38 protein-coding genes and 1 pseudogene are annotated in these 26,974 nt (G+C 70.7%); 27 read left to right on the top strand and 12 right to left on the bottom strand.

Annotated features, from left to right (window positions below; genetic code table 11):
* Positions 1-82 precede the first annotated feature (82 nt).
* The 6 genes from ACIPK3_RS07470 (at position 83) to ACIPK3_RS07445 (ending at position 5,871) form a co-directional block, all read left to right on the top strand.
* A complete protein-coding gene (locus ACIPK3_RS07470) occupies positions 83-940 on the top strand; it encodes an AAA family ATPase (protein WP_402567130.1) in 858 nt (285 codons plus the stop codon).
* A complete protein-coding gene (locus ACIPK3_RS07465; RefSeq protein ID WP_402567129.1) occupies positions 937-2,295 on the top strand; it encodes a VWA domain-containing protein in 1,359 nt (452 codons plus the stop codon). The genes ACIPK3_RS07470 and ACIPK3_RS07465 overlap by 4 nt, the downstream gene beginning before the upstream one ends.
* Before the next feature lie 76 nt (positions 2,296-2,371).
* Positions 2,372-3,346, top strand: coding sequence for a pyridoxal-phosphate dependent enzyme (locus tag ACIPK3_RS07460; protein ID WP_402567127.1), 975 nt, complete (start codon positions 2,372-2,374; stop codon positions 3,344-3,346).
* A gap of 40 nt (positions 3,347-3,386) precedes the next feature.
* Positions 3,387-3,986 carry an HD domain-containing protein gene (locus ACIPK3_RS07455; RefSeq protein WP_402567126.1) on the top strand — a complete coding sequence of 200 codons (600 nt, stop codon included), beginning with the start codon at positions 3,387-3,389 and terminating at the stop codon, positions 3,984-3,986.
* A gap of 54 nt (positions 3,987-4,040) precedes the next feature.
* Positions 4,041-5,006 carry a pirin family protein gene (locus tag ACIPK3_RS07450; protein WP_402567124.1) on the top strand — a complete coding sequence of 322 codons (966 nt, stop codon included), beginning with the start codon at positions 4,041-4,043 and terminating at the stop codon, positions 5,004-5,006.
* Positions 5,007-5,208: 202 nt separating this feature from the next.
* Complete coding sequence (locus ACIPK3_RS07445; RefSeq protein WP_402567122.1) at positions 5,209-5,871, top strand: ANTAR domain-containing protein; 663 nt, start codon at positions 5,209-5,211, stop codon at positions 5,869-5,871.
* Positions 5,872-6,068: 197 nt separating this feature from the next.
* Here the strand turns inward: ACIPK3_RS07445 and ACIPK3_RS07440 are convergent, their stop codons facing one another.
* Positions 6,069-6,239 (bottom strand): hydrophobic protein, encoded by a 171-nt coding sequence (locus ACIPK3_RS07440; protein WP_402567120.1) that lies wholly within the window; start codon positions 6,237-6,239, stop codon positions 6,069-6,071.
* 137 nt (positions 6,240-6,376) lie between these two features.
* Between ACIPK3_RS07440 and ACIPK3_RS07435 the strand changes: the two genes are divergently transcribed.
* The 4 genes and pseudogenes from ACIPK3_RS07435 to ACIPK3_RS07420 all read left to right on the top strand — a co-directional run bounded on the left by ACIPK3_RS07435 (position 6,377) and on the right by ACIPK3_RS07420 (position 8,536).
* Entirely contained in the window at positions 6,377-6,550 is a 174-nt protein-coding gene (locus ACIPK3_RS07435) for a CsbD family protein (protein ID WP_402567119.1), read from the top strand.
* 159 nt (positions 6,551-6,709) lie between these two features.
* Complete coding sequence (locus ACIPK3_RS07430; RefSeq protein WP_402567117.1) at positions 6,710-7,591, top strand: LLM class flavin-dependent oxidoreductase; 882 nt, start codon at positions 6,710-6,712, stop codon at positions 7,589-7,591.
* Positions 7,592-7,600: 9 nt separating this feature from the next.
* Positions 7,601-7,905 (top strand): annotated as a pseudogene (locus ACIPK3_RS07425) (NAD(P)/FAD-dependent oxidoreductase); the annotation flags it as partial.
* Between the two features lie 139 nt (positions 7,906-8,044).
* Positions 8,045-8,536, top strand: coding sequence for a hemerythrin domain-containing protein (locus ACIPK3_RS07420; RefSeq protein ID WP_402567115.1), 492 nt, complete (start codon positions 8,045-8,047; stop codon positions 8,534-8,536).
* Between the two features lie 32 nt (positions 8,537-8,568).
* Here ACIPK3_RS07420 and ACIPK3_RS07415 read toward each other — a convergent pair whose 3' ends face one another.
* The 3 genes from ACIPK3_RS07415 to ACIPK3_RS07405 form a co-directional block, all read right to left on the bottom strand.
* Positions 8,569-9,090, bottom strand: coding sequence for an ATP-binding protein (locus ACIPK3_RS07415; RefSeq protein ID WP_402567113.1), 522 nt, complete (start codon positions 9,088-9,090; stop codon positions 8,569-8,571).
* A 106-nt stretch (positions 9,091-9,196) separates the two neighbouring features.
* Positions 9,197-9,571 (bottom strand): hypothetical protein, encoded by a 375-nt coding sequence (locus ACIPK3_RS07410; protein ID WP_402567111.1) that lies wholly within the window; start codon positions 9,569-9,571, stop codon positions 9,197-9,199.
* Between the two features lie 79 nt (positions 9,572-9,650).
* Positions 9,651-9,986 carry an STAS domain-containing protein gene (locus tag ACIPK3_RS07405; protein WP_402567109.1) on the bottom strand — a complete coding sequence of 112 codons (336 nt, stop codon included), beginning with the start codon at positions 9,984-9,986 and terminating at the stop codon, positions 9,651-9,653.
* A 157-nt stretch (positions 9,987-10,143) separates the two neighbouring features.
* Here ACIPK3_RS07405 and ACIPK3_RS07400 point away from each other — a divergent pair, with 157 nt between their 5' ends.
* The 4 genes from ACIPK3_RS07400 (at position 10,144) to ACIPK3_RS07385 (ending at position 12,531) form a co-directional block, all read left to right on the top strand.
* Positions 10,144-10,461, top strand: coding sequence for a helix-turn-helix transcriptional regulator (locus ACIPK3_RS07400; protein WP_402567108.1), 318 nt, complete (start codon positions 10,144-10,146; stop codon positions 10,459-10,461).
* A gap of 140 nt (positions 10,462-10,601) precedes the next feature.
* Positions 10,602-10,769 carry a hypothetical protein gene (locus ACIPK3_RS07395; protein WP_402567106.1) on the top strand — a complete coding sequence of 56 codons (168 nt, stop codon included), beginning with the start codon at positions 10,602-10,604 and terminating at the stop codon, positions 10,767-10,769.
* A 69-nt stretch (positions 10,770-10,838) separates the two neighbouring features.
* Positions 10,839-11,804 carry an LLM class F420-dependent oxidoreductase gene (locus ACIPK3_RS07390; protein WP_402567823.1) on the top strand — a complete coding sequence of 322 codons (966 nt, stop codon included), beginning with the start codon at positions 10,839-10,841 and terminating at the stop codon, positions 11,802-11,804.
* A gap of 31 nt (positions 11,805-11,835) precedes the next feature.
* Positions 11,836-12,531 (top strand): HAD family hydrolase, encoded by a 696-nt coding sequence (locus ACIPK3_RS07385; protein WP_402567104.1) that lies wholly within the window; start codon positions 11,836-11,838, stop codon positions 12,529-12,531.
* Positions 12,532-12,551: 20 nt separating this feature from the next.
* Here the strand turns inward: ACIPK3_RS07385 and ACIPK3_RS07380 are convergent, their stop codons facing one another.
* The 3 genes from ACIPK3_RS07380 to ACIPK3_RS07370 are packed head-to-tail and all read right to left on the bottom strand — an operon-like array spanning position 12,552 to position 14,193.
* Positions 12,552-12,956 (bottom strand): hypothetical protein, encoded by a 405-nt coding sequence (locus ACIPK3_RS07380; protein WP_402567102.1) that lies wholly within the window; start codon positions 12,954-12,956, stop codon positions 12,552-12,554.
* Positions 12,953-13,627 carry a hypothetical protein gene (locus ACIPK3_RS07375; protein WP_402567101.1) on the bottom strand — a complete coding sequence of 225 codons (675 nt, stop codon included), beginning with the start codon at positions 13,625-13,627 and terminating at the stop codon, positions 12,953-12,955. The genes ACIPK3_RS07380 and ACIPK3_RS07375 overlap by 4 nt, the downstream gene beginning before the upstream one ends.
* A complete protein-coding gene (locus ACIPK3_RS07370) occupies positions 13,618-14,193 on the bottom strand; it encodes an RNA polymerase sigma factor (protein ID WP_402567099.1) in 576 nt (191 codons plus the stop codon). Before ACIPK3_RS07370 ends, ACIPK3_RS07375 begins: the two co-directional genes overlap by 10 nt.
* A 157-nt stretch (positions 14,194-14,350) precedes the next feature.
* Between ACIPK3_RS07370 and ACIPK3_RS07365 the strand changes: the two genes are divergently transcribed.
* The 5 genes from ACIPK3_RS07365 (at position 14,351) to ACIPK3_RS07345 (ending at position 16,882) form a co-directional block, all read left to right on the top strand.
* The gene (locus ACIPK3_RS07365) at positions 14,351-14,839 is read left to right on the top strand and encodes an Asp23/Gls24 family envelope stress response protein (protein WP_402567098.1); all 489 of its coding nucleotides are present in this window, start codon (positions 14,351-14,353) and stop codon (positions 14,837-14,839) included.
* Positions 14,840-14,924: 85 nt separating this feature from the next.
* The gene (locus ACIPK3_RS07360; protein ID WP_402567097.1) at positions 14,925-15,095 is read left to right on the top strand and encodes a hypothetical protein; all 171 of its coding nucleotides are present in this window, start codon (positions 14,925-14,927) and stop codon (positions 15,093-15,095) included.
* Positions 15,092-15,505: an Asp23/Gls24 family envelope stress response protein gene (locus ACIPK3_RS07355; protein WP_402567096.1), complete on the top strand. Its 414-nt coding sequence runs from the start codon at positions 15,092-15,094 to the stop codon at positions 15,503-15,505. The genes ACIPK3_RS07360 and ACIPK3_RS07355 overlap by 4 nt, the downstream gene beginning before the upstream one ends.
* A gap of 42 nt (positions 15,506-15,547) precedes the next feature.
* Positions 15,548-16,246, top strand: a complete 699-nt coding sequence (locus tag ACIPK3_RS07350) for a DUF6286 domain-containing protein (RefSeq protein ID WP_402567095.1) — start codon at positions 15,548-15,550, stop codon at positions 16,244-16,246.
* 27 nt (positions 16,247-16,273) lie between these two features.
* A complete protein-coding gene (locus ACIPK3_RS07345) occupies positions 16,274-16,882 on the top strand; it encodes an alkaline shock response membrane anchor protein AmaP (RefSeq protein ID WP_402567094.1) in 609 nt (202 codons plus the stop codon).
* 296 nt (positions 16,883-17,178) lie between these two features.
* Here ACIPK3_RS07345 and ACIPK3_RS07340 read toward each other — a convergent pair whose 3' ends face one another.
* Positions 17,179-18,192 (bottom strand): zinc-binding dehydrogenase, encoded by a 1,014-nt coding sequence (locus ACIPK3_RS07340; protein ID WP_402567093.1) that lies wholly within the window; start codon positions 18,190-18,192, stop codon positions 17,179-17,181.
* A gap of 348 nt (positions 18,193-18,540) precedes the next feature.
* Here ACIPK3_RS07340 and ACIPK3_RS07335 point away from each other — a divergent pair, with 348 nt between their 5' ends.
* Positions 18,541-19,194: a hypothetical protein gene (locus ACIPK3_RS07335; protein WP_402567092.1), complete on the top strand. Its 654-nt coding sequence runs from the start codon at positions 18,541-18,543 to the stop codon at positions 19,192-19,194.
* A 63-nt stretch (positions 19,195-19,257) separates the two neighbouring features.
* Here ACIPK3_RS07335 and ACIPK3_RS07330 read toward each other — a convergent pair whose 3' ends face one another.
* Positions 19,258-19,782: a VOC family protein gene (locus ACIPK3_RS07330; protein ID WP_402567091.1), complete on the bottom strand. Its 525-nt coding sequence runs from the start codon at positions 19,780-19,782 to the stop codon at positions 19,258-19,260.
* A gap of 372 nt (positions 19,783-20,154) precedes the next feature.
* On the opposite strand from ACIPK3_RS07330, the gene ACIPK3_RS07325 reads away from it, so the two are divergent.
* The 7 genes from ACIPK3_RS07325 (at position 20,155) to ACIPK3_RS07295 (ending at position 24,924) form a co-directional block, all read left to right on the top strand.
* The gene (locus ACIPK3_RS07325; protein WP_402567090.1) at positions 20,155-20,655 is read left to right on the top strand and encodes a sortase; all 501 of its coding nucleotides are present in this window, start codon (positions 20,155-20,157) and stop codon (positions 20,653-20,655) included.
* A 110-nt stretch (positions 20,656-20,765) separates the two neighbouring features.
* Positions 20,766-21,425, top strand: coding sequence for a class F sortase (locus ACIPK3_RS07320; RefSeq protein ID WP_402567089.1), 660 nt, complete (start codon positions 20,766-20,768; stop codon positions 21,423-21,425).
* A 78-nt stretch (positions 21,426-21,503) separates the two neighbouring features.
* A complete protein-coding gene (locus tag ACIPK3_RS07315; RefSeq protein ID WP_402567088.1) occupies positions 21,504-22,025 on the top strand; it encodes a GNAT family N-acetyltransferase in 522 nt (173 codons plus the stop codon).
* A gap of 127 nt (positions 22,026-22,152) precedes the next feature.
* Positions 22,153-23,166, top strand: a complete 1,014-nt coding sequence (locus ACIPK3_RS07310) for a L,D-transpeptidase (protein WP_402567087.1) — start codon at positions 22,153-22,155, stop codon at positions 23,164-23,166.
* A 69-nt stretch (positions 23,167-23,235) separates the two neighbouring features.
* On the top strand, positions 23,236-23,742 hold the full coding sequence (locus ACIPK3_RS07305) for a SigE family RNA polymerase sigma factor (protein ID WP_402567086.1): 507 nt from the start codon (positions 23,236-23,238) through the stop codon (positions 23,740-23,742).
* On the top strand, positions 23,735-24,409 hold the full coding sequence (locus tag ACIPK3_RS07300; RefSeq protein ID WP_402567085.1) for a hypothetical protein: 675 nt from the start codon (positions 23,735-23,737) through the stop codon (positions 24,407-24,409). The genes ACIPK3_RS07305 and ACIPK3_RS07300 overlap by 8 nt, the downstream gene beginning before the upstream one ends.
* Positions 24,410-24,531: 122 nt before the next feature.
* Positions 24,532-24,924, top strand: coding sequence for a nuclear transport factor 2 family protein (locus tag ACIPK3_RS07295; protein ID WP_402567084.1), 393 nt, complete (start codon positions 24,532-24,534; stop codon positions 24,922-24,924).
* 18 nt (positions 24,925-24,942) lie between these two features.
* On the opposite strand, the gene ACIPK3_RS07290 is transcribed toward ACIPK3_RS07295, so the two are convergent.
* From ACIPK3_RS07290 to ACIPK3_RS07280, 3 genes are read right to left on the bottom strand one after another with little or no spacing between them, the layout of a single operon-like run.
* Positions 24,943-25,521, bottom strand: a complete 579-nt coding sequence (locus ACIPK3_RS07290) for a hypothetical protein (RefSeq protein WP_402567083.1) — start codon at positions 25,519-25,521, stop codon at positions 24,943-24,945.
* Between the two features lie 39 nt (positions 25,522-25,560).
* Positions 25,561-25,992 carry a DUF937 domain-containing protein gene (locus ACIPK3_RS07285; RefSeq protein ID WP_402567082.1) on the bottom strand — a complete coding sequence of 144 codons (432 nt, stop codon included), beginning with the start codon at positions 25,990-25,992 and terminating at the stop codon, positions 25,561-25,563.
* A 57-nt stretch (positions 25,993-26,049) separates the two neighbouring features.
* Positions 26,050-26,973 carry an NADP-dependent oxidoreductase gene (locus ACIPK3_RS07280; RefSeq protein WP_402567081.1) on the bottom strand — a complete coding sequence of 308 codons (924 nt, stop codon included), beginning with the start codon at positions 26,971-26,973 and terminating at the stop codon, positions 26,050-26,052.
* Position 26,974 lies beyond the last annotated feature (1 nt).

Below are 26,974 nucleotides of genomic sequence, written 5' to 3'. Positions count from 1 at the left end.
GGCACGTGACAGGCGAGCTGAACAAGCGCTTAGATAGAAGCTGGACCACCGTTCTCCCGACCCACCCCAGCCGGAGGCTCCGTTGTTCACTTCCGTCGACGATGTCTCCGCGCGCCTCGCCGAGACCGGCTATCTGGCGTCCCCCGCCGTCGCCACCACCGTCTTCCTCGCCGCCCGGCTGGGCAAGCCGCTGCTCGTGGAGGGCCCCGCAGGGGTCGGCAAGACGGAACTGGCCAAGGCCGTCGCCGAGGTCACGGACGCCCGGCTGGTACGGCTCCAGTGCTACGAGGGCGTGGACGAGTCCCGCGCACTCTACGAGTGGAACCACGCCAAACAGCTGCTGCGCATCAGCGCGGGCCGCGGCGAGAGCTGGGACGAGGCGCGCACGGACATCTTCAGCGAGGAGTTCCTGCTCCCGCGCCCGCTGCTCACCGCCATCCGCGGCGAGGACCCCACCGTGCTGCTCATCGACGAGACCGACAAGGCCGACGTGGAGATGGAGGGACTGCTTCTGGAGGTGCTCAGCGACTTCCAGGTGACCGTCCCCGAGCTGGGCACCGTCACCGCCACGCAGCGCCCGTTCGTCGTCCTCACCTCCAACGCGGGCCGCGAACTGTCCGAGGCCCTGCGCCGCCGCTGCCTGTTCCTGCACATCGGCTTTCCCGAGGAGGAGCTGGAGCGGCGCATCGTACGCCTGAAGGTGCCGGAGATCGGCGAGGCCCTGGCCGAGTCCGTGGTGCGGGTGGTCGGCGCGCTGCGCGCGATGGACCTGCGCAAGGCGCCGTCGGTCGCGGAGACGATCGACTGGGCCCGCACCCTGCTCGCCCTGGGCGTCGGCACCCTCGACGAGGCGGTCGTCCGGGACAGCCTCGGCGTGATCCTCAAACACCAGGACGACATCCTCAAGGCGGCCGCCAAACTGGACCTGGACCACCTGTGAGCGGCCCCACGGGCGTCGTCGAGCGGCTGACCGGCCTGGTCGGCGCGCTGCGCGCGCACGGCGTCCGGATCGGCACCGGCGAGACCGTGGACGCGGCCCGCGCGATGGAGGCGCTCGGCTTCGCCGACCGGGAACTGCTGCGCGAGGGCCTCGCGGCGACGCTGCTGCACGGACCGGCCCAGCGGTCCGTGTTCGACCCGGTCTTCGACCTGTACTTCCCGAGGGGAGTCGGCGCCCCCGACGAGCCCTCCGCGGACCGGGACGAACTGCGCGCCCGCCTCGCCACCGCGCTCGCCGCCGACGACCGCGCCCTGATGGCGAGGCTGGCCGCGGAGGCGGTCGACGGGCTGGGCGGCTACGGCAGCTCCCCCGAATCGGACGGCTGGTCGGCGTACCAGACCCTCGACCGGCTCCGCCCGCAGACCCTGCTGGCCGGGGTGCGCGCGGACGTCCGGCGGCGCGACGGGGACGCCGATTTCGCGGACCGGCTCCTCGACGACGAGATACGGCGCCGTATCGACGCGTTCCGCGCGATGGTCGGCGCGGAGGCGCGGCGCCGGGTCGCCGAGCGGCGCGACCGGGACGAGATCGCCCGGCGGGCGGTGCGCCCGACCGCCGACCGGGTGGACTTCCTGTTCGCCGGCCGGGACCAGCTCGCCGAACTGCGCCGGACCGTGGGGCCGCTCGCCCGGAAGCTGGCCACCCGCCTCGCGGCCCGTCGCCGCCGGGCCGCGCGCGGCACCATCGACCTGCGCCGCACCCTGCGCGGCTCGCTGTCGACGGGCGGTGTGCCGATGCGTCCGGTGCTGCGCCGACGCCGTCCGGCACGCCCCGAACTGGTGCTGCTGTGCGATGTCTCGGGCTCGGTCGCGGGCTTCTCCGACTTCACGATGCTGCTGGTGCAGGCGCTGCACGACCAGTTCAGCAAGGTGCGGGTGTTCGCGTTCGTCAACCGGATCGACGAGGTGACCGGACTGCTGCGGCACGGCACGGCCGACCCGGAGGGCCTGAGCGCCCGCATCCGGGCGGAGGCGACACTCACCGGCTGGCACGGCAGCAGTGACTACGGCGTGGCACTGGGCGAGTTCGCGGAACGCTACGACGACGCGATCGGCCCGCGCACGACCGTGTTCGTCCTCGGTGACGCCCGTACGAACATGAGCGACCCCAACCTGCCCGCCGTACGCCGGATCGCCGAGCGGGCCCGGCGCGTCTACTGGCTGAACCCGGAGCAGCACGCCCAGTGGGGCACCGGCGACTCGGCCGCCCCCTCCTACGCCGGCCTGGTCGAGATGCACGAGTGCCGTACGGCCCGGCAACTCGGCGCCCTGGTCGCACGGCTGCTGCCGGTGTGAGGCACACGGCGCCGCCGTGTGATCGACTTGCCCGCGGCACGGCACGGCAGGACCGACTCCGGACAGGACGTACGACATGACCCAGCAGCCCGTGGAACTCGGCACCTTCCCCACTCCCGTGGAGGCGGCGCCCCGGCTGGCCACCGCGCTGGGGCTCGGTCCTGACGACCTGTGGATCAAGCGGGACGACCTGACCGGTCTGGGCGGGGGCGGCAACAAGATCCGCAAGCTGGAGTGGACCGTGGGTGCGGCGCTCGCCGAGGGCGCCGACACACTCGTGACCACCGGCGCCGCACAGAGCAACCACGCCCGGCTGACCGCGTCCGCCGGGGCCCGACTGGGGCTGGACGTCGTACTCGTGCTGCGCGGACTGCCGGGCGGATCCCAGTCCGGGAACCTGGCGCTCGACGGGCTGTTCGGGGCGCGGCTGGCCTGGGCGGGTGACGTGGACCGGGCGGGTCTCGACGCGGCGGCGGCCAAGGTCTGCGAGCAACTGCGCGAGGGCGGCGCCCGGCCCGCGCTGGTGCCGTTCGGCGGGTCCAGCGCGCTGGGGGCGCGGGGCTACGCGCGATGCGGTGAGGAACTGCGCCGACAGGTGCCCGACCTGCGGACCGCCGTCGTCGCGCTCGGTTCCGGTGGGACGATGGCAGGGCTCGTCGCCGCGCTCGGGACGGATGCGGTACTGGGGGTCGATGTGGGCGCTCTGCCCGATCCGGCCGCCGCCGTAAGGGAGTTCGCTGCACCACTCGGCACCGGGCCGGTCGTCGCGGACCGGCTGCGGGTCCGGCGGGACCAGGTCGGGGCGGGATACGCGACGCTCACCGGAGCGGCGGCCGACGCGCTGCGGCTCGCCGCCCGCACCGAGGGGCTGGTCCTTGATCCCGTCTACACGGGCCGGGCCCTGGCCGGGCTCGCGGCCGCCGTCCAGGACGGCGACATCCGGCCGGGCGAACGGACCGTGTTCGTGCACACCGGCGGGCTGCCCGGCCTGTTCGGGCACGCGGAGGCCGTCAGGTTCGCGGAGGAGGGGGCGCTCGTTCACGAACTCTGACGCCCGACCCGCGACTCCGCCCCATGACTACTCTGTCGCGATGCCCCACACGAACGTACTGTCGATCGCCTTGGACGGGCTCACCGACCCGCTCCTGGCACCGCTGCCCCTGGAGGCCGCGGAACTCCTTCACCGGCTCGACGCCCCGCCACGGCTGGTCGCCCACCTCCGCGCGGTGCACGACGTCGCGGTACGGCTCCTGAACCGGGTCACGCAGCACTGCCCGGCTCTGGTCGTCGACCGGGACGCGGTGCTCTTCGGGGCCGCCACCCACGACATCGGCAAGGTGCTGTACCCCGCCGAACTCTCCGGCCCGGGTTCGCGCCACGAGGAGGCCGGGCGGGAACTCCTCCTGGCGCAGGGCGTGGACGCGGCACGGGCCGAGTTCGCCGCGACACACGCGTCCTGGCGAAGCCCGGACGTGTGTGTGGAAGACCTGCTGGTGAGCCTCGCCGACAAGATCTGGAAGAACAAGCGCGTCCCTGATCTGGAGGACCTGCTCGTGGGCCGGCTCGCCGAGGCCGGCGGGCGGGCGGTGTGGGAGGAGTTCATGGTGCTGGACGAGGTTCTCACGGACATCGGTGCGGAAGCCGACCAAAGGCTCGCATACCAGATGTCCCATCCGCTGCCACGAGGATGAAGTGGCGGGGCTTTGGACTGCCGGGGGTGGCGGGCCGGGGCTAGGTTGGGCGGCATGAGCAATCTTGACCGTCAGGCGGTGCCGAGTGTGTGCGGCGGCCGGGGTTTCGTGGTCGCCGAACCCGTCCGGGAGTTGCTGAGCCCCCGGCAGGTCCGGCTGGGTGAGTCGACCGAGGTACGGCGGCTGCTCCCCAACCTGGGCAGGCGCATGATCGGCGCCTGGTGCTTCGTGGACCACTACGGCCCCGACGACATCGCCGACGAGCCCGGCATGCAGGTGCCGCCGCACCCGCACATCGGCCTCCAGACGGTGAGCTGGCTGCACGAGGGCGAGGTGCTGCACCGCGACTCGACCGGCAGCCTGCAGACCATCAGGCCGAAGGAGCTGGGCCTGATGACGTCCGGACGGGCGATCAGCCACTCGGAGGAGAGCCCGCGTCCGCACGCCCGCCTCCTGCACGGGGCGCAGCTGTGGGTCGCGCTGCCCGACGCCCACCGGCACACCGATCCGGCCTTCGAGCACCACCCGGAACTGCCGACGGTCACCGCGCCCGGCCTCACCGCGACCGTGATCCTGGGGGCGCTGGACGGCACGTCCTCGCCCGGCACGGCGTACACCCCCATCGTCGGCGCCGACCTGGCCCTCGCCCGCGGCACCGACGTACGGCTGCCGCTCGACCCGGACTTCGAGTACGGCGTCCTGGCGATGTCCGGTGAGATCCACGTCGACGGGGTTCCGGTGCTGCCGGGGTCGATGCTCTACCTCGGCTGCGGCCGCGCCGAACTCCCGCTGCGCGCCGAATCGGACGCCGCGCTGATGCTGCTGGGCGGCGAGCCGTTCGAGGAGGAGCTCGTCATGTGGTGGAACTTCGTCGGCCGGTCTCACGAGGAGATCACACAGGCCCGCGAGGACTGGGCGAAGGGCACCCGCTTCGGCGAGGTGAAGGGCTACGACGGGGCTCCGCTGCGCGCGCCGGAACTCCCGGGGGTGCCTCTGAAACCGCGCGGAAGGTCGCGCTGACCTGCTGAACCACGGGCCGGGGAACGTGTGTCCGCCCGGGTCCTCGGAGTGCCGTCGCGAAGCGGTGAAACCTCGTCGCACGGGTGCCGTCACCCTGATGCCCTGGTCTCTGCGGGAGTCAGCGCAATGCGGGGTAGGAGGTGTGTCCGGGAGGCGCGAGAAGTGGAGGTCGGGGGTGGACCGGAGTCGGTTCGCGCAGTAGATGGCGTCGATGGCGCGGGATCTTCTGACGCAGGATTCGGTTGCCGCCACACTGGAGCGGATCACCGCGTCGGCCACCGAGCTGGTGGAGGGCTGCGACGCGGCCGGCATTCTCATCCTGCGTGACACGACGGTGCAGACGCTCGCCCCCACCGATGAGCTGGTCGTCGAAAGCGACCAGTTGCAAGGGCGCCTGGGAGAGGGGACGTGCTTCGACGCCGCCCTCAGCGCCCGGGGCGAGCGGGTCCTGCGCATCGCCGACCTCACCGCCGGGCAGACGCGCTGGCCCTCGTACGCCCCGCAGGCCCGCGCCCTCGGCGTGGGCAGCATGATGGGCTTCCTGCTGTTCACCGACGACGAGGACCTCGGCGCACTGAACCTCTACGCCCGCGAGCCCGGCGCGTTCACCGAAGTCAGCGAACTGGCCGGCCGGCTGCTGGCGTCCCACGCCGCGGTCGCCTTCTCCAGCGCACGCACCCACGCCCAGCTGGAGCAGGCCGTCGCCACCCGCCATGTCATCGGCGAGGCCATGGGCATCCTCATGGGCCGCCATCACCTCACCGAACACGACGCATTCGACGTGCTGCGCCGCTACTCACAGGAGAACAACATCAAGCTCCGTGAGGTCGCCCGCCTCCTCTGCGAGGACGGCAGCCTCCCCTGATCCCCCGGGGCGGCTCCCCCAGCACGTGGTCTGGACCAGAGAAGCCTGGACGGGGCAGCCCCATGGAATGCTGAACCCGGCCTACCTACCAAGTCCCCTCCCCCACTCCTCCCACACACCACGCGCTCGACAAAGGGGCCCCGGCCGGTGTTCCTCCGGCCGGGGCCCCTCCGTCTGCGGGCCGGTAAGTGGTCAGGTCACCATCGATACCAGCGGCCGCGGCCGCCACCGGTATTGGTGGAGCGCATCACGAAGCCGAGAAGCCAGACCACCAGAACGATGACCGCGACCCACCAAAGGATCTTGAGAGCGAAACCGGCGCCGAACAGGATCAGCGCGAGAAGCAGGACCAGAAGCAGGGGAACCATTTTTATCAACCTCCAGAGCCACCAGTTCCCTGAAACCCTGCCACCATTCCTCGACGACCGCCTGTTTACGAAGGGCAGCGTGGGGCACTCGGCGGATACCGCGAAAACGAACACGATCGTTAGAGGAGGCGTTTTCCGTGTCGGCTGGCGAGAAGGCCAAGGCGAAGACCGAGCAGGCTGAAGGCAAGGCCAAGGAGACAGTGGGGCGCGCCGTGGGCAACGAGCGCATGACTGCCGAGGGGCAGGCCACCAAGTCCAAGGGCGACGCGCGAGAAGCCAAGGAAAAGACCAAGGACGCCTTCAAGCACTGACCCCTCCTGAATTGCGGAGCGCAGGGCCTTCACCCCGTAGCAAACGGGTGAAGGCCCTGACCCGTGCACGCCGGAGTTCGGCATCGTCTGAAGAGTCATTGCACGCTGTCGGCCCGGAATCCGGTTGCCCCTTCATGGCCGGCTGCGCATTCTGCTGGGATGCGCTTCTCCATCAACGTCCCCAACTTCGGCGACTTCGCCGACCCGCGCAACGTCGCGACGGTGGCGGCCGCCGCCGAACAGGCCGGCTGGGACGGGCTCTTCGTCTGGGACCACGTTCTGCACCGACAGCACCAGGGGCGTCCCTTCGGCGACCCCTGGATGCTGCTGACCGCGGCCGCGCTGGCGACCTCCCGAATCCGGCTGGGCACCCTGCTGACCCCGGTTCCCCGATACCGTCCGCAGCAGCTGGCCCGCCAGGTGGCCACCCTGGACCACCTCAGCGGCGGCCGGGTGGTCTTCGCCGCGGGCCTGGGCGGTCCGGTCGAGGACGAATACCACAGCTTCGGCGACGCCTCCCCACCACGGCTCCTCGCCGAAAGGCTGGACGAGGGACTGGAGCTGTTGCGGCGCTTCTGGTCCGGCGAGCCGGTGAACCACCTCGGCCGACACTACGAGGTCCGGGACGTGACGCTGCTGCCCGCGACCGTACAACGGCCCGGACCTCCGGTGTGGATCGGCGGGTTCTGGCCGCGTCGGCCGCCCATGCGGAGGGCAGCACGATGGGACGGCGCGGTACCGCTCTTCGAGTCGGCCAGGCATGGGCATGTCCCGGAGGTGGCAGAGGTACGGGAGATGGTCGGCTACGTACGCGATCAAGGCGATCAGCGCGATCAACGTACGGCCGAAGCCGAGCGCCCCTTCGAGTTCGTGCTCGGCGGTGCCACACCCCTGGACGCGGCCGGGGCCAAGGACGTGATCGGTCCGCTGCGCGACGCCGGCGCCACCTGGTGGGACGAGCGACAGGTCCAGACCGGCCCCGACCTGAACCGCCTGCCCCCGGTGCTGCGCCGTGTCGAGGCGGGGCCGCCGGTGCTGTGATGGGCCGATCGAGGATGTGCGGCACCGCCAACGCTCCAGCCCTCGACGCCAACCTTGTGGACGGTTCCATCAACGGCGGCACAACAGCTCTCCACCAACAGCTCATGTTTCGTCCGACGCCCGGCGCCGGGCGACCGGAGACCCCCGTACCGGGCCTCTTCCTCGCCTCCGCCGGAGCCCACCCCGGCGGAGGTGTCCACGGCGCACCGGGCGCCAACGTCGCACGGGCAGCCCTGCACGGCCGCCGTGGGTCCGGCCTGGCGCGCGCACAGCGCGTCCTCGCCCGTCGGGACCGAACCGGGCTCAAGCACTGACAGAGGGCCAGGGCGAGCACCGCGCGGCCGGATGGGTGCACCGAGGTGGGCATGGGCCGTGCATCCGGGGAGCCATCAGTACGGGCGGTGAGGGTAGGCGGTAGTGATCCCAACCGTTCGTACGAAAGTGGTGTCCGTCATGGCCGAGGCTCAGGACGTCGTCGAGCTCATCCTTCAGGACCACCGGCGGATGGAGGACCTGTTCCGCCTGATGCGCAGCGTCGAAGCCGACCGGGCTGCGGCGCGCCAGGAGTTCGCGGACCTCCTGATCGCCCACGCGCTGGCCGAGGAGGCCAAGGTCTATCCGGCCTTGAAGAGGTACAAGAACATTGACGACGAGGAGCTGGAGCACGGAGAGCACGAACACGACGAAGGCAACAAGGCCCTCCTGGACCTCCTGGAGGTCGAGGAGGTCGGCTCCGAAAAGTGGGACTCGAAGCTGGAGAACCTGGTGGAGGCCGTCTCCCATCACGCCGACGAGGAGGAGCGCACCATCCTCAACGGTGCGCGCGAGAACGTGCCGATGGGACGGCGCGAGGAACTGGGAGTGGCGTTCTGGGAGGAGCGCGAGCGTCAGCTGAACGCGGACTGCGGCTCGGTGGAGAACGTGCGTCGCATCGTCGGCTCCTGAACGCTCCCGCAGCGCGCATCCGTGTCAGGGCATCAGGGCTTTGGGCAGCGCGGGCGGTCCTCATGTTCCGCGCCGGAGGCGGGGGCGGCAGCGGTGTTGTCGTCCCCGCTGGGGTCGGTCAGGGCGATGCGCGCTGTGACGCGTTTGCCGACCGGCTGCCGGTCGATGACGAGGTTGTCGGCGATGGCCTTGACGATCTCCAGTCCGTGCTGGCCGATCCTGCCCGGGTCGGCGGCCCGGGCGGAAGGGATGTCCGGGTCGCTGTCCCACACGACCACGTCCACGCTGTCGGTGGTGATGCGCAGTTCCATCAGGACCGGGCCGGGGGCGTACTTGCGGGCGTTGGTGACCAGTTCACTGACCACCAGCTGTGTGAGATCCCGCACACGCGGGGACACGGGCAGGCGGTGGTCGGCGTGGGCCCGGTCGAGGAAGGCAAGGGCGTGGCGGCGGCTTTCGGCGATGCAACTGCCGTCTCCGCTCAGGGCGTAGCCGGTTTGCAGTGGGTGCTCCTGCCGCCCGGTACAGCCGTCGTCATCGGTCTGCGATCCCATTTATTGCCGCCCTCCCTGCGCGCGTGCGTACCCGGGATCACGCCGTACATGCCGTCTACGGTTCTGCTCGTTTCACACAGTTGCGTCACGGAGCTGACCGCCGTGTTCAGTCGGGCCGCCGTTTGGCTTTCTGGGCGCCCACGCCGGTGTAGGCCGACGGATCCTTGGTGCCGCTCGGGCGTTGCGACTGCCCGCGGGGTCCGGTGTCCCGCATTCCTCTCTCGGTCTCCTTCTTCGCCCGGTCCTCCCCGCGCCGACCGGTACTCGTGCCGGGGTCAGCGGAGATGCCCCTCCGTTCCTCCTTCGACGTCTCGACCTCTTGGCCACGCTCAGGCGCATACTTCTCGGGATGGAACGAGCGGTGGGCGCTCGGATTGTCTTTTTGCCGGGTCTCGTCGACGTCCGACGCCCAGCCGTGATGGGGTCCCTCGTGCCGACTCACATCACGTCGCGAGGGATCCGGGTGCTGTTTGGCCATCATGATCCGGCCTCCAAGTCCAATGGGTCCTTTCCGGCCGTGTACCCATCCCCCGGCGCCCCACCAGCCGATCGCCGCCGGGTCAAGCGAACAGCGGCCATGTCTCCGTCAGGTCCAGCAGGCGCCGTACCAGCGGACTGGCGGTCTGGATGCTCACCGTTTTTCCCGTCGGCAGGGCGCGATGCCGCACGGCCAGGAAGCAGTTCAAGCCGGAGCAGTCACAGAACGCCGACCCGCTCAGGTCGAGATCCACTCCGTGGGTGCTGCGGGTGAGGGCCTCCTGCAGCACGGCTTGGAGTGTTGCCCGCACGCTCAGGTCGATCTCGCCGCGAATCGTGACACGCATGCGTCCCCCGACGGGCGATACCTGGATCTGGAGGCCGCCGGGTGCCGCCCCCGCGCCGGCAGGTGATGCCATCACTGATCGCCTGCCCTCCATCCCCCTGCCCTGTCGGCGGGGAGCTTCCACTGATCCCTCGTTCCAGGCTCGGTTCGCCGACCTTAGCCTGTCAAGAAATACCGGAAAATTATTTCATCCTTTTGGATGCGTGAACACTACGCCCTAGGCTGTATTCATGGGAGAAGCACCTGAGCCGCACACTGGATGGACGTTCCTCACCAGCCACGCCCGGGTCCTCGCCGCCATCGCCGGCAAGCACCGGCCACGCGTCCGTGACATCGCAGCACACTGCCTGCTCACCGAACGCGCCGTCCAGAAGATCATTTCCGACCTGGAGGACGACGGCTACCTCACCCACGAGCGCGAAGGCCGGTCCAACGTCTACCGAATCCAGCCGGGAACCATCCTGAGACACCCGGCCGAGGCCGACCTGACCGTGGCCGCCCTGCTCTCCCTCCTGGTCCAGCACGACGTCAGGCGCGCTGCGGGGTGATCGTCGCCGCCCGGTGCGGTTGAGCGCGAAGTCGACATGGGCGTTCCGGATGAAGGGGCAGGGGTACTCGCGGGTCGGTACGTACCGCGGCTGCAAGCCCGTAGTACACCGCCACTCGTCGAGGGAGAACGGAAAGGAGCGTGACCACGATGGTCCCCGTGTCCCTCACCGCCACGTTGCAGGGCGGCTATGTCGCCGTGGACCAGGTCTGTGACGCCCTGAGGGCCGCGTTCGCCGTGGACGAGCGGGGCACCGCCTCGGGAGACCAGGAAAAGGAGGTCGACCTGCGGCTGGGCCCGAAGCGGTGACTCCTCACTCCGGACGTCGACCGTGTGAGGCAACTGACCGAGGAGGAAGGCGAGGAGGAGGAAAGCGAGATGGTACGGATCGGATACACGATGATGACCGAGCAGGCCGGCCCGCGAGACCTCGTGGGCCACATCGTCGGAGCCGAGCATGCCGGCTTCGACTTCTCCGTCACGTCCGATCACTACTTCCCGTGGCTGGAGTCCCAGGGACACGCGCCGTACGCGTGGAGCGTGCTGGGTGCCGCCGCGCAGGCCACCGAGCGCATTCCCCTGATGACGTACGTGACGTGCCCGACCACCCGCTACCACCCGGCGGTGGTGGCCCAGAAGGCCGTCACCCTGCAACTTCTCTCACAGGGGCGCTTCCGGCTGGGACTCGGTTCCGGTGAGAACCTCAACGAGCACGTGGTGGGGGGCGGGTGGCCTGCCGCACACGTCCGACTGGACATGCTGAAGGAAGCCGTGGAGATCATCCGCGCGCTCTTCGAGGGAAGGAACGTCAACCACCACGGGGGCCACTTCCACGTGGAGAACGCGAAACTGTGGGACCTCCCCGATACCCTCCCCCCGATCGGCATCGCCGTCTCCGGTGACCGCTCGTGCGAACTCGCCGGTCACCTCGGCGACCTGTTGATCGCCACCGAACCCGAATCGGAACTGGTCTCCGCGTTCGAACGGCACGGCGGCGCGGGCAAACCCAAAGTCGGTCAGCTGCCGATCTGCTACGACCCCGACCGCGAAGCGGCCGTCGCCCGGGCCCACGACCAGTTCCGCTGGTTCGGGGGCGGCTGGTCGGTCAACTCCGAACTCCCCGGCCCCGCGGGCTTCACCGGCGCCACCCGGTTCGTACGACCCGAGGACGTCGCCAGGTCGATTCCCTGCGGCGACGACGTGGACGCCGTCGCCGAAGCCGTGTCCCCCTACGTGGAGGCCGGGTTCACGGAGGTGGCCCTCATCCAGATCGGCGGCGACCACCAGGCACCGTACCTGGAATGGGCCCAGCGAAAGCTGCTCCCCGCCCTGCGGGAGCTGTGAGGACGACCTTGTTGCGCAGAGGAGCCGCGTCATGTCCGGGATCGAGACTCGCACGGACACCGGCAGGGGCCGGGCAGCCGTGTTCGACGTCGACGGAACTCTTGTCGACACCAACCACCTGCACGTGGTGACCTGGTGGGAGGCATTCCGCCGGGCCGAGCGCCTGGTGCCGACGCACGCGATCCATCGGGCGATCGGACTCGGTTCCGACGATCTCGTCGCCCATCTGCTCGGCAAGGCGCCGGCCGTCTCTCCTGACGAGGCGGAGGACCTGAGCACCGCGCACAAGGTGCTCTACGCCCAGTACTTCGAACGTCTGACGGCGCTGCCTGACGCGGGGCGTCTGCTGCGGCGGCTGGCCGACGACGGCTGGACGATCGTGCTGGCCACTTCGGCCGGCGACGACGAGTTGGCGGCGCTCAGGCGGGCGATCGACGCCGACGACGCCATCACGGCAACGGCGAGCGCCGACGACGTCACCGAGGGCAAGCCTGCCCCCGAACCCGTCGAACGGGCGCTGGAGCTGGCCGGCGTACCGGCGGAGCGTGCCGTGTTCGTCGGCGACACCGTGTGGGACATGCGGGCGGGCCGCCGGGCCGGGGTGCGGTGCGTGGCGCTGCTCTGCGGCGGTATTCCCCGTGCGGACCTGGAGGCGGCCGGTGCCGAAGCCGTCTTCGACGACCCGGCCGACCTGCTCGCCTCCTTGGCGCGGAGCCCGCTGGCCTGACGGGACACCGCGGTGGCCGACTACGTCCCCTGCCCGGCGATACCTGGCGTCTCGTCGTGCGGCGAGGCGATACGGGTCACCGTGACCGCCACGGTGACCCGCTCCAGGGCATCGAGGGCGGCGAGATGGGAGATGACAGCGGCGCCCACCTGGTCGTGCACGTCCCGGGCGATGTCCAGGGCACGACCTTCGGCCAGAACACAACGCACCTCGATCCGCCACCCCGAACCGTCCGGTGGCCGGTCGGCGCGGACGCCTGCCTCGGGCGATGTGCCGTGCGGTGCGGTGTCCGTGCGGCTGGATGTGGCGACCGCCGCGAGGAGTTGGGCGAGGCGGGGTTGCAGGGCCGCCACACCGGGGACGGCGAGGGCCGCTTCGGCCGCGACGCCGAGGAGCTGCGTGGACGTGCGAATGGCATCCATCATGCACCGCCGTCGATCGGGAGGCCGGGACGGAGCGGCGGCTCCGGCTCCGGCCCCGGCTCCAGGACGTCGATCACCGTGATGTCGACGGCTGTTACGGCCAGGCCCAGGTCCTGTCCGGCCGCGTCGAGAACCGAACGGCGTACCCGATGGACCTGGTCGGGCAGCGGGCAGTCGAGAGTGGAGGCCAGGGTCAAGTCCACCCGCGTGTGGGTGCCTTCGTCCTCGGATACGAGGCGGCACGTCGCGGCCCTCGTGCCGGGGACCGTGTCCGCGGCCTGACGCAGCACTTTCGCGGCGGCGCTCTCGGTGATCCGGAGGTCCCTGTCCGGGTCGGCCAGAGGCAGCAGTCGCCCGAGCCGGGCCTCCGCCCTGACGACGTTCATGACGCGTTCGGTGAGTGCGCGCAGACCAGGAGGGTCCTCGGTGCGCAGCGCACGGACGGCGGCGTTCACGGTGGCGAGTCCCTCGGCGGCCTCGCGGCAGTGCGGACAGGACACCGTGTGCGGGTCCGCGGGCGGCACGGCGTCCCTGGTCTGTTCCCAGACCCGGCTGAGCCGACGGCCGCAGGGCAGCACCTCGTCACCCGCGAACGGAGCGGCGGCCGAGCCGGAGCGGGATCCGTCGCCCTCAGGTGCTCCGGAAGGTCGCGCGTGCGGGTCGTCTAGCGCCATGGCCCCATCGCCTCCTGCAGAGATCGGCGTGCCCTGAACAGTCTGCCTCGCACCGTCGGCTCGTTGGTCCGTGTCACTTGGGCGATCTCCTTGTAGGGCAGGCCCTGCACTTCCCTCAGGATCCAGCAGACCCGCTGCTCGGCGTCCAGCCCGGCGAGCACATGGGACAGCGCGGCGGTGGCCGCGTCCTGCTCGGCGACCCGGGCGGGCTGGCTCCAGACGTCGCCCGTCGCGGGTTCGGCGACCGACTCCAGCGGGAGGGGCGGCGGCCGGCGGCGGCGCATGGTCAGGCAGCGGTTGACAGTGATCCGGTACATCCAGGTACGAAACTCCGCGCCGTGACGGAATTCCGGAAGCCGGCGCCAGGCGCTGACGAAGGCTTCCTGAACGGCCTCCTCCGCGTCCTGGGGGTTCCCGAGCATGCAGCGCGCCAGGGCCAGGAGCGACCTGCTGTGCCGTTGGACGAGAACGGCGAAGGAATCCTCGTCTCCTCCGGCCGCCCGTACGGCCAGCAGCCCGTCCGGCAGGTCGTACACCAGCGGTGGGACAGCAATACGTTCGGTCATGACGCACCCACACAAGACCTTGGGAGTAGACGCGTACCCCGACAGCACCATGTGATGCAGGTCACAGTCGATCCGTGTGAGAAGTGCGCCGCTCCCTGGGTCCAACCTTTCGACGGACGCCACGCAGGTGTCCCACAAAGCAATCGAGGCAACCGCCATGACGAACAACATGACCAGCGTCGGCGGGGGTACCCGCCCCGACTCGGGCCTCGGCCCGCTCAGGGGCCGAACCGGAGCCGGGGCTCCTGCCGAGACACGGGGGAGGACCACCATCGCGGACAGCGTGGTGGCCAAGATCGCGGGCACGGCCGCCCGCGAGGTGCCGGGCATTCACAACCTCGGAGCGGGGATGGCGCGCGCCCTTGGCGCCATGCGGGAACGCGTCCCGGGCGGAGGCGGCAGTGGAACGACGCGCGGGGTGAAGGTCGAGGTCGGCGAGCGCCAGGCCGCGGTCGACCTGGACGTCGTCGTCGAGTACGGCGTCTCCATCGTCGACGTCGCCGGCGGCGTACGCACCAACGTGATCAGTGCCGTGGAGCGGATGACGGGACTGGAGGTCGTCGAGGTGAACATCGCCGTGGACGACGTCCACCTCCCCGACGACGAGGAGGAGCAGACCGAACCGGACGAGGGCCGTGTGAGGTGACCCATGGTCGTGACCACCCTGTGCCCCCGCGGCACGAGTGGGCGATCACGGCGAAGGGGACGCTCGCGAGAGCGAGAGAGAGTGCATGATGAACGCAGCAACGACGGGCCTCACGGCCGGCATGGCTCTCGGCTTCGCCGGCTACTTCGGCGGCTTCTGGGCATTTCTACTGGTTCTCGTCCTCGGAACGGCTGGGCTGTTCGTCGGCCTCGTCGCGCAGGGCGACCTCGACCTCCATGCGCGGAGGCAACGGTGAGGCCCCAGTCTGACTCCCCGCGTCCGGGCGCAGGGTCTGGCACACCGGCGCGTACCGACTACCTGCCGCCCCCGGCCGAGCGCGGTACCACCGTGATCCCGGACCGGGTGGTCGCCCGTATAGCCGTCCAGGCGGCACGCGCGGCCCAGTTCCGGCGCGCCGCCATACCGCCCGACCGGAGCGGACCAGCAGCACCCAAGGTTTCCGCCGCCGTCCGCACCGAATCGGTGCGCCTCCATCTAGCCATGGACCTGCCCTACCCCATCGACATCCCACACGCCTGTGAGGGGATCCAGCACGACGTCGCCGAACGGGTTGCTCAGCTGACCGGCCTGGCGGTGGGAGAGGTAACCCTCACCGTCCGACGGCTGGTGACCGCCGCCGGTGCGAACCGGGGACGGGTCCAGTGAACCGCCGCGCAGCCCGCCCCTCCCCGATGAAAGGAGGAGGGCATGACACCCGATCCGGAACTCTCCGCCTCCGTGCCCTCCACAGGCCCTGGCGCACCTCCGCTGACAAAGGACCCCGAAGGAACAAGAGCGTCAGAGGCTGCTCCGCCCGGACCGGACGCACCGGACCTGACGGCCGGTGAGCACGGCAGGGGTCACCGTACCCACCGCCCGTGGTCCGCCCGCCGCCTTCCGGCCGCGCTGGTCGCCTCGGTGGTTCTCGTGGCGGCGGTCGCGGCACTGGTCGACGTCGTCGCCGTACGGGCGGGACGCCCCGCGGCAGCCTGGCGACGTCACCTGGCCGACGCACTGGCCACTCGCAGCGTGGACGACGTGTGGATGCTCACGGGCGCCGCCGTGGCCGCCGTCGTCGGCGTCTGGCTGATCGTCCTGGCCGTCACCCCGGGTCTCCGCCACCGACTGCCCCTGCGCTCCCCCGTCGGCTGCCCCCGGCTGCGGGCCTACTTGGACTGCGACGGTGCCGCCGACCTGCTGCGTGACGCCGCCATGCGCGTACCCGGGGTCGGCGACGCGCGCGTCCGAGTGTGCCGCCGCCGCATCAAAGCGCGCGCGGACGTCCGCTTCCGATCCCCCCAACAGGTGAAGGACGACCTGACCGCCGTCCTCGGCGAGGAGCGCGACCGTCTCGCCCTCGCCCGTCCTCCCCGCGTCGTCGTGCGAGTGCGCCGACCCACCCGCTGACGAGACCACCACACCGGAGCCCACACCATGACGCCGCGACACGCACTCAACCGCGGTCTGCTGGCCCTCGCCGGACTGGTACTGCTCGGCGGCGGTCTGTTGATCCTGTTCGCCGGGCTCGACATCTACCGACGACACGCGCTGGCCCCACTCGCCCGCTGGCCCCTGACCACCCCCGACGACGTCCTGCTCGGCTCCGCCGACCGGGCCGACTGGAGCAGCCAGGGCTGGTGGTGGTGGCCCGCGGTCATCGCCGCCCTCGCCGTCACCGCGCTGCTCGCCCTGTGGTGGCTGCTCGCCCAACTGGGCCGACGCCGCCCTGGAGCACTGTCCGTCGGCGGCACACCCCCACAAGAGGGCGTCGAACTGCGCGAACGCGCACTCAGCGACGCGATGGCGAGCGAAGTGGGCGCTCTGCCGGGGGTTGCCCATGCGGCCGTCCGCATCACCGGCAGACACAGCCGTCCCCGTACCCGCGTCGGACTCACCCTCGTCCCTCGGGGCGCACCCGGCGCCACGCTCTCCGCCCTGTGCGAAGGCCCACTCCGAACCGCCCTACGATCCACCGGTCTGCCGGACATGCCCACCGAGGTCCGCCTACAAGTCGCCCGCCACAAACCACGCCGCGCGGAATGAGGAGCAGACATCGTTCCCGTCCGGTTTCTCGCTGGACACCGAGGCACTGGTGCTCTGCGCCCGGACCTGGTTCTCACGCAGACCTGTGCGACGAGCCTCGACGGCCCCTCCTACTCAACCGCCCCGGACCCCGCGTGGTGCGCGGGGCCGAGGTACTCGCACAGGTCCTGCACGGTGTGCGGAGCGGAGCGAGGGTCACATCGGCCGAGGCCCGCCCGTTTCCCGGCCGGTGACGGCATGCCCGGGTCAGCACGCCGTCCAGGGCGGCCGTAGGAACAGAACCGGACCGCGAAACCCTAGATCCGGACGACGACCTTGCCGGCCGCCTCGCCCGCGGCCATGCGCTCCATGCCGCCGGGAACGAAGTCCGCGAGGTCGATGACCGAGTCGACGGAGGTGGCCGCGATCTCCGGGTGCCGGTCGAGCAGGGCGAGCGCCGCGGGAAGGTCCTGGTCGCAGATGTGGACCTTCGACGTGGAGATCCGGATCTCGTCCAGCACCAGGCGGGTCAGATCGAGCGGCGACGGGTCGCGGTGCAGTCCGACGAGCCGGATGTGGCCACCCCGGCTCACCCCCCGCATGGCGGTCCGCAGGCCGTCCGGCACACCGGAGGTCTCGATGACGACGTCGGCGCCGTCGCCGCCGGTGGCGCGGCGGATCGCTGCGGCCGCGTCCTCCTGGGACGCGTCGATCAGCACGGAGGCGCCGCTGCGCTTGGCGATGTCCAGGCGGGCCGCCGAGACGTCGACGGCGATCGTCTCGATGTTCCGGTCCGTGCAGGCGGCCACGGCCAGCGAGCCGATGCCGCCGAGCCCGATCACGACGACACGCTGCCCCGGACCTGCCTCGACCCCCCGCACCGCGTGCAGGGCGACGGCGAGCGGCTGGGCCATGATCGCCACGTCCGGCGAGAGGTTTCCGACGGCGCGGGTGATGCGCGCGGGCACGTTGACGCGTTCGGCGAGACCGCCGTCCGCGTGCAGCCCGATCGTGTAGTAGGTCGCGCAGAGGTTGGTCCGGCCGGCGGTGCACCACCGGCACGTCCCGCAGGAGACTCCGGAGCCGGGGACCACGAGGTCACCGACGGCGAATCCGGTGACGTCCGCGCCGACCTCGATCACCCGGCCGACCATCTCGTGGCCGAGCACGAGCGGACCGGCGTGTCCGCTCGCCACGTGCGGCGTGGTGAGCGGAATCAGATGCGGTCCCGAGACGTACTCCTCCACATCGGTCCCGCAGATACTGGCCCGCAGAATCCGCAACTGGAGTTCCCCGCGGGCGGGCGGACGCGGGTCGGGCCATTCCTGCACCCGGACATCGCGTCTCCCGTGATAGACAGCAGCAAGCATCGATGCAACACCCCTTGAAACGGTCAGAGTTGCAACATTGTCGATCCAACTGCCGACCCGGCCGACCCGTATGGCCACTAGCTGCCAACCCGGTACGGTCACCCTCCCCAAGCCCCCGTGCGGCACCGATCCCGTCGACCGCCCCCATGGTCAGGAACTCCGACGCCGGCCGCATCCTCGGCATCCGTGCGAGTGACGTGCGGGGACCGCTGCGGCGCGGCGCCGGTCGCGAGCCTGTACGGCGCTGGTTCTTTTGTGCCAAGCGCAGGCGGCTCGTGTCCGCTCGGATCCGCCCCTGAGGAGTGGTGCATGCTTTCCCGTCTGAGATCTCGGCGTGGAGTGAGCGCGGTCCTGGCCGGGAGCCTGCTCCCGGCTGTTCTCCTGGCCGCTGCCCACGCCGATTCCTCCTCTCCCGGGCACACCCGCGCGGCGGATTCGGGTTCGCTGCTGCTGGCCGGCGTGCTGGCTCGGGCGGACGGCGCGCAGGACGCCGCTGAAGGCGTCCTGCGCACGTACGTGCAGAACACCAGCGTGATCCAGTTTCCGCCACCCACAGGGGCGTCAACGGTGCAGCTGCAGATCACCTTGTACGTGCCGGGCACCGCCCAGGTGACCGCGGCACAGGGGGCGACATGCGCGGTGAAGTTGCCCGGCGTCAGGGATGCCATCTGGGTGTGCAGCCGCCCCACCGGGAGCTTGGCGGCCGGTGACCTCGTACTCCTCGCCACGGTGCGCGACTCCCACTACAGCTGGGGCAGCATCGAGGGACCCTTCGACGCGGGCACGAGTGCGGCACGGATGGGCATGGCGAACGCACAGACGGCCGGCGGGCCGCAACAGGATGCGAACGGGCTGGACTTCGCCCTGGCCAGGGCGGTACCCGCCACCGATGTGGAGGGGGTGCAGTCCCTGGAGGGGATCGCTGTCGGCTTCGGCCGCACCAGGAGCGGCTCCCACGGCTGAGAGCCGAGGATGTGGCTGCCGGCCCTCCAGTCCCGTCGTCCGCGGCCGGGTCGGCAGTTGGTCTCAGTGGGTCGGGCGCTGCGGGGTGCTGGCCACCCCTGTCTCCCGGCCGCTGAGCGCGGCGTCCAGGGTTTCCTGGGCCGTGCGCATCGCCTCGGCGTACTTCGGCTCGGACATGCGCTGCCAGGCCAGGTCCGGTGCGATGTGCTCGACCCGGGTCATCACCCACCAGATGTTGCCGAACGGGTCCCGCACCCTGCCGCCGCGGTCCCCCCACGCGCTGTCGGCGGCCTCGGTGATCACTACCGCCCCGTGTGCGACAGCGGCAGCCATGGCGGCGTCCGCGTCCGGAACATGAACCCGCAGCAGTGAGGGCATGACCGGCCAGTCGGGCCGCCGGTCGAAGGCCAGTACGACCGTGTCGCCGATTCGGATCTCGCCGTGACCGATGGTGCCGTCCTCGACCGCCACCCGTGCGAGCTCCTCGCCGTCGAACGCGGCGGTGATGAAGTCGAGCAGTGCGCCGGTGTCGTCGGTGACCACCCACGGCGCAACGCTGGTGTAGCCCTCGGGTGCAGTCCGAGTCATCGGTGTCGTCCTCTCCTATGGTTCCTGCGGTTCCTCTGGTTCCTCGTGACATGACGACAGTAGGCAGCAACCAGGACAGATTCGTTCCTAGACGGACCCGGAATCCACGCGGCCCTCGTCGCTGATCCGGCAGGGCGGGCCGCCGGTCGCATTCACCGCTACGGGTACGGGTTGACGGGTGATCGGTATGGATGATCTTCACTTCGGTGACCTGCGTAAGTGATCAAGCGGGAACGTCGCGCACCCCCAATGGGTGAGGCATTTGGCGACTCGTCAGGTTGCGGAACCCACGCGCTGTCGGTTGCCTCGTGAACGGAACACAAGAGAGGCGCCACGCAGACAGGCTGGACACTGTTCCGTTGGAGGATTCGGATGCGTTACACACATATAAGCGCAGGTATCGGCCTGGCTCTCGGCGCCCTCGGACTGCAGATCCCGGCTGCTGCCGCCGCTGACGACTCGGATGTCCGCATCGACCCCTGGAATGCCCACCCGGGTTCCACCGTCACGGTCAGCACGAGTGCCTGCGACCCTGACGCGGACTTCGGCAAGGGCCGGTCGGAGATGGGAGGAGACTTCCAACTCTTCGCGGGCGACGAGGAGGGTGTACTGACCGGCCAGTTCCAGATCCCGGAGGGTGCCGGGCCCGGCAGCGACACCATCACCCTCAAGTGTCCGCCACTGACCAAGGTCACGGAGACTTACCAGGTCACCGGCCGCTCTCCGACCGGCTCGGTCAGCGCGGGCTTCGGACCGTCCGAGGACACGAGTCCGGAGAGCATGCGGCTCGCCCTGGGCAGTGGGCTGCTCGTCGCGGCCGCCGCCGGGGGCGTTGTCCGGATGCGCCGCCGCCCGACCGACAACCGAACCTGACCGATCCGGTGACCGCCAGGGCGTGTCCGCCAGGCGGGACTTTGCGGACACGCCCCAGGCGTGCACCACCCGCAGCAACGCACCCACCGTGAAGCAAGGGCTCGACCGCGATGACACTCAGGCCCCACACCGGCGCTTCCCGAAATCCGTTCAACCCCGCAGTGCTCCTTTTTACTTGCACGACGACGGCAGGCGCGGTGCTGCTGATCAGCGGGGTGCACAAAGCGGAACCACCACGACCCCCGACGGCCAAGGCGTTCTCGACCTCTGCGGGCTCTGCGGGCCCCGCCCGCCCCACGGTCCGTCCGCTGCCCCCCGCGAATCCGGTAAGGCTCCGGATCCCCGCCATCGGAGTGAATGCTCCGATGACACCGGTGGGCCTCGATGCGGCAGGGGCGCTACGGACCCCGCCACCTGACAAACCCGGCTTCGCCGGCTGGTACGGCGACGGCACGGCTCCCGGCTCGGCCGGGACCGCCGTGGCCACCGGGCATGTGGACACCCCCACCGGCAGCCCCGGTGTCTTCTACAGCCTCGGCGCCCTGACCAAGGGCGCCACCATCGAGATCACCCGGGCGGACCGGCGGACAGCGGTGTTCGCCGTCCGTGCCGTCGAGCTCTACGACAGACAGAAGTTCCCCAGCGAGAAGGTCTACGGCGGTTCCGGCCGGCCCGAACTCCGGTTGATCACCTGCGGTGGCCGCTACACCAAACGCACCGGCTACCTGAGCAATGTCGTGGTGTACGCGTCACTGACCGCGGTGAAGTAGCGGGGTACTTCGCGCGTACTCCTGTTCGGGCGGATACTCGTGACCATGGAGTGCAAGGACCGCGAGGGCTGAAGAGCCGTGCTCGTCACGCCGGGAACGCTCGCCACTCCCCGCCTGCGACTGCGCCCCCTCACCGAGGCCGATACCGACTGGTGGGTGCGCCTGCACGCCGACGCCGAGGTGAACCGGTTCGTCGGCGCCTACTCCCCCGAGCTGGCCGCCGCACGGCTGCAGGAGACCGAGCGGCAGTGGGCCCAGCGCGGCTACGGTCTGTGCGCCGTCGAACTGGCGAGCAGCGGCGAGGCGATCGGCCGTTCGGGCCTCAACTGGTGGAAGCAGTTCGACGAGACCGAGGTCAGCTGGATCTTCGCTCGGAGCCACTGGGGCAACGGCTATGCCTCGGAAGCGGGGCGGGCGGTCCTGACCTGGGGTTTCGACGCGCTGGACCTCAAGCAGATCACCGCGATGATCCGCCACGGCAACACCCGCTCGGTCACCGTGGCGCGCCGCCTGGGTTTCGCGCCCTTGCGGGAGGAGCACTTCCTGGGCGGCCCCTGCACCGTCTTCGCTCGGACCCGCGGCACCTTCACCCCACGCTGACGCCTGCGACCCCGCTGCCCGCCGGTTGCTCCCGCTGCTGCGCCGGTAAAAAGATCAGTTCTCGATGCAACCCGCCCCCAGGCCCGTGCGTATTAGAGGCGATACCGCACCTCACCTGGGGGATTTCATGTACGTGAACCGTTCGGCCGGTCGGACCACCGGCCGTCTCGGCGCTGCTGTCGTGGCCTGTGCCGCTCTGCTCTCGGCCGTCGGCTGCTCGACCGACTCGGGTGTCGGCGCGCAGCCGGGCGCCGACGCACCGGATGCCGCGGCCTCCGCGGCAGCGGCCGCGAAGGCCTCGGGCGGGAGCAGCAACGGAAAGGGCGAGGCGGCCCAGGCTCGCCCGGCTCCGGCCTTGCCCGAGCCCGCCGTGCTCGCGCAGGCACGGGCGCACATATCCGACGGGCAGAAGGTGGGGGTGGGCCTGCCGATATCCGTCACCTTCCCCGAGCCGGTGCCCACCGCCGAACGCAAGGCCGTGGAGAGCTGGCTGCGTGTGCAGACCTCGTCCGGCACGACCGGCGCGTGGAGCTGGGTGAAGGACCGCAACCTCCTGGACGGGCAGCGCGTCGACTTCCGCCCCAGCACCACCTACTGGCAGTCCGGCACCCGGGTCACCCTCCGCCTCGGCTCGCACGGCGTACGGCACTTCACCGTCGGCCGGTCCCTGGTCGCCACGGTCGACACCGACACGCACATGATGACGGTCCGCACCGACGGGAAGTCGAAGAGCATCCCGATCACCGCCGGAGCTCCGGGCACGGACACCTGGAAGGGGACGATGGTCGTCATGGACAAGCAGTCCAGCGTGCTCATGGACTCGCAGACCGTGGGTCTCGGCAAGATATACCGCGACATCTACAACTGGGCCCTGCACCTGACGACGTCGGGGACCTACGTGCACGAGAACAAGCGCGCCAACACGGAGGCCGGACGCCGCAACGTCACCCACGGCTGCGTCGGCCTCGCCGACGACGGCACCGCCAAGCGTTTCTACGATCAGGTGATCGTCGGCGACGTCATCAAGGTCACCGGCTCGGACAAGGCCACCGTCGCCCCCGGCAACGGCTACGGCGACTGGAACCTGACCTGGAAGGAATGGCTCAAACACAGCGAGGCCGGCACCACCACGACCGCATGACCCCCTTTCGCCGGCCCGCACCGCGCCCTGCGCACCGCGCACCGCGCCGCAAGAAGAGAGCACGACAAGGTGACCGAGGACGAGTTCGACGTCTTCTACACGGCTGCCTGCCCACGTCTGGTGGGCCAGCTGTATGCCCTGACGGGTGACTACGCCGAAGCCCAGGACGTGGTCCAGGAGGCGTTCGCACGCGCCTGGGACCGGCGTTCGTCCGTCCTGACCGGCGAACGGGATCCCGAGGCATGGATCCGCACGGTGGCGCACCGGCTGGCGATGAGCCGCTGGCGGCGGGCGCGCCACTGGTGGGAACTGGTCCGGAGCGAGTCCGTGCCGCGGCCGGTGCCCGAACCGAGCCCGGACCATGTGGCGCTGGTCGCCGCTCTGCGACGCCTGCCGGAGGCCCAGCGGACCGCGATCGTGCTGCATCACCTGTGCGATCTGAGCGTCGAGCAGATAGCCGCCGAGACCGGCGCTGCCGTCGGCACCATCAAGGCCCGCCTGTCACGCGGCCGTACGGCGCTCGCCACTCACCTGGTGAGCGAGGAAACCCACTCGACGGAGAAAGCCCGTGTCTGACCAGCCGCCACCGTATGCCCTGACCGAGACGGAACTGTCGGCCCGGCTCCATGGCCTGGCCGCGCACAGCGCGGCGCCGGCCACGGGGGCGCAGGCGAGGAGCCGGGCGCAGCGCCGCCGCCGCGACCGACGCGTTCTGATCTGCACCACCGCGCTGGCAGCGGCGGCCCTCACCGCCGCCACCTCGGGCGCACTCGGCTCCACGACCAAGGCGACCGCGCCCCCCGCGACGTCCCCGACACCCGTCCAGCGGGTGACGGTCGACCTGGACGGCCACACGCTGGTCGTCGAGGGCCGGAAGTTCCGCGTCGCCGCGCCGCTGGCGTCCTGCCCGATCGGCGAGACGTCGGTCACCGTCACCGCCAAGTACCCCGCCGTGCGGCTCAGCCACGGCAACCGCTACGGGACCTCCAGGAAGTGGGTGGTCACTTTCACCGACCGCAGTCACCACGAGCGGCTGCTGACCATCGAACTGGACCCGGTCCCTGACGTCGGTGTCACCGGGACGAGGATTTTCGGCGCCATCGCCCTCGCACCCGCCGACGCGAAGTGGGTGTACGACACCATCAGGCCCGGCGCACGTGTGGAGATCAAGGGTCGGCAGGCAGCGAATGCGAGCGCGGACGCGACTTGCGTCGACCGCGGACCGTTCACGGTCACCCCCTGACGGGGTTCGCCGTAGCCACCCACATAAGCGTGCGCTGCGCACGCGCATGCGCTACAGTTCACATGTGTGCGCAACGCACGCAATCTCCGCGGGGCCCTGCCTCGCCCACCGAAGGAAGCACCATGAACCGCACCGACATCCGCACCGCCCTCACCGATCTCCTCTTCACCCCGGGACTCGACCTGGACGAGGCCGCGGACCGTCACTTCGCCCCCGACTACCGCCAGCGCACCGACGGAAGCTGGGCGGACCGGGCGGAGTTCCTCTCCCACATCGCCCACCTGCGCGAGGTGGTCACCCGCGGCACGGTCGAGGTCCACGACGAACTGGCCGACGGCAACCTCTACGCCGACCGCCACACCGTCGACGTCACCAAGACCGACGGCTCCACGGTCCGCATGGAGGTCTACGTCTTCGCCGAGTTCGCCCCCGACGGACGCTTTTGCCGACTCGAGGAGACCACCCTCATGCTCGAGGGCGCCGAGGGCGACCGAAACCTCGGCAGCGCCCGCTGACCCCCGGCTCCCCCACCCTCACTGTCCTTTTCCGGCGGGCGTCGACAGCCCGGCGTAGGCATCAGGTCCCTCGTCGGCCGGGACCCCGGTCGAGTCGACGAAGCGCGTCAGCATGTGGAACCAGGCCATGGTCATGATGGCTTGCGCGGCCTTGTCCTGACTGCCGTAGTGGGACACGAGCTCCCCCACCTGCTCCTCGGTCAGCTTCGCCCGGCCGGACATGCTGTCCACCATGTGGCACAGCTGCCGGAACCAGGGCTCCAGCCGGTCCAGTTGGTCGTCCAGCACGGCCCGAGTGGCCTCTCTCGGAATTCCGGCGGACTCGGCCAGGACGAAGTGCTGGGGGATCTCGTAGTCGGAGGCGTTCTGCCGGAAGGTCCGCAGGGCGATGACCTCACGGTCGGCGCCGGGAATCCAGTCGGGTCCGAACATGACCGCGAGAACCGCCTGGTACTCGCGGACCACGCCGGTCCTGGCGATCATCCGCCATACATTCATCCGCGGCAGCGACTCGAGGAACCCGGCGGTCCGCGCGTCGAGCTCCGCGTCCGTGGGCAGATCGAGCTTCGGCAGGTTCTCGGGGCGCAGAGCAGACATCGGTACCCGCCTTCCCTACGCGGAGGAGGTTGCGGAGAGTCACACGCCCGGGCCGCGTGTCGTGGTCTTCGCGGCACGTCTGGTCAGTGCCGCGAGGACCACCGGCAGCAGCATGTCGAGGGCCCGGCGGACGGTGGCCTCCGGCAGACCGGTCCTTCTGGCGACCGCCGTCGCAAGGGGACGGGCCACCTTGGCGAAGACACCGGCCGCGAGCCCGCCGCCCAGCCCGCCACCGAGCCCGCCGAACGCCGCCACTCCCTGCAGCGGGGGCTCCTCCGCCGCGGAGTCGGCTACCGCGCGACGGACCTCGTCCGTGGTGTCCGCAGGCAGATCACCGTCCAGGGCGGAGAGCGTGGAGGAGACGAAGCTCTGGACACCTGACGGGTCGGTCCCGAGGGTTCCCGCCATCTCCGTGAGTCGATCGTCACCCAGCGTGCGCAGCACGTCCTGCTGGAGAGATTCATTGCTCATGAGGGAAACGGTATGTCCAGAGCCGCCCGCGCGCCCGCGCTCCCCGCCGAGCCGCGGTCAGGCGACTGTCAGGACGATCTTGCCGGTGGTGCGGCCCTGCTCGCCGATCGTGTGCGCCTTCGCGGCCTCCGCCAGCGGCAGAACCGTGTCGATCACCGGCTTCAGTGCGCCCGAATCCACCAGGGCGGCGATCTCACGCAGACCGAGGTGGTCCGGCTCGACCAGGACCCACATCGCGCGCACACCGTCCTGGGCGGCGGGTACGTCGTCCGGGCCGGGCAGCGTGACCAGCCGGCCACCGGCCCGCAGCACCTTCAGGGAGCGCTCGGCCGTCTCCCCGCCGAGTCCGTCCAGGACCACGTCGACATCGGAGACCACGTCCTCGAACCGCACCTCGCGGTAGTCGACGACCTCGTCCGCGCCCAGCTCCCGCACCAGTTCGTGCTTACCGGCGCTGGCCGTGCCGATGACGTACGCGCCACGCGCCTTGGCGATCTGCACCGCCAGGTGGCCGACCCCACCGGCCGCCGCGTGCACCAGCACCCGCTCGCCGGGGCGCACGTCGGCCGCGTCCACCAGAGCCTGCCAGGCAGTCAGCGCGGCGAGAGGCAGCGCCGCCGCCTCCACATGCGTCAGGGCCGCCGGCTTCGGGGCGAGATGCCGGGCCGGTGCCACCACGTACTCGGCGTACGCACCCGCCTGGCGCGGGAACAGCGGCATCCCGAAGACCTCGTCACCGGGACGGAACACTCCCACGCCGGGACCGACGGCTTCGACCGTGCCCGACACGTCCCAGCCCACCGCCGGCACGGCGCCCCACTCGATGAGGCCGCCGCTGGCCCGGGTCTTCCAGTCGACCGGGTTCACTCCGGCCGCGTGCACCCGCACCAGAACCTCGCCAAGTCCCGGCTCCGGGCGCTCGATCTCCCGCTCGACCAGGTTCTCGGGTCCGCCCCACTGCTCCACGACCACCGCACGCATG

Source organism: Streptomyces sp. NPDC086787, from assembly GCF_044745865.1.
Classification (GTDB): Bacteria; Actinomycetota; Actinomycetes; order Streptomycetales; family Streptomycetaceae; genus Streptomyces.
Note: the sequence above shows the minus strand (reverse complement) of the source record. Positions and strands in the feature narration are given on the sequence as shown.